This window comes from Leucobacter faecis, from assembly GCF_054456635.2.
Genome location: NZ_JBTJEP020000045.1, coordinates 1 through 582, shown reverse-complemented (window position 1 = coordinate 582; position 582 = coordinate 1). Strand labels below are relative to the sequence as shown.

Genomic DNA, 582 nt, shown 5'->3' with positions numbered 1-582 from the left:
GCGAAGCGCACCATATTGACCACTGGCATTCCGACCAGGGCCGCACCGACATCGATCGAGGGATCGCTCTGTGCGCCGCCCACCATTTGCAACTCCACAACTTCGGATGGAAGATCACCCGCGACGGGCGCGGCCCCTTCATGCTCCATCCACCACCCGGGCCTGAGGGGACAGCTGCGCCCATTCCTCTCGGCGAACCAGCAACACCAGCAATAACAGCACCACCCACCCCACCAGACGTGACTGGGCGACCTGAGCTCGGGGCAGCAGCTACGGCCCGCGCGGCAGCACCCACTTTCGAGCTTGCGCAGACCGAGCTCGCGACACCACTCCCCATCACCTACGGGATGCGAGCTGGTGCCTCGAGATCCAGGCGCTTCAAACCAGCCGAGCAGCGAGCATACGCTGTAGCCAACGGCTTCGCGTAGACGCGAACGGGCTGGCAGGCACGCTGGAACATTAGACCGCAGCGCGCACAGGCTGGATCCTGCGAGTCGCAAGCTCCCGCAGACCCTATGAGTGTGGGGTTTATAAATAATCGATTACAAGCCTTGTAAGGCCAGAGCCCCACGGTGAAAATAC

1 pseudogene is annotated in these 582 nt (G+C 62.5%); it reads left to right on the top strand.

From position 1 onward, the window contains the following. A pseudogene (locus ACXR2T_RS15780) lies at positions 1-428 on the top strand (hypothetical protein); the annotation flags it as partial. Between the last annotated feature and the right edge of the window lie 154 nt (positions 429-582).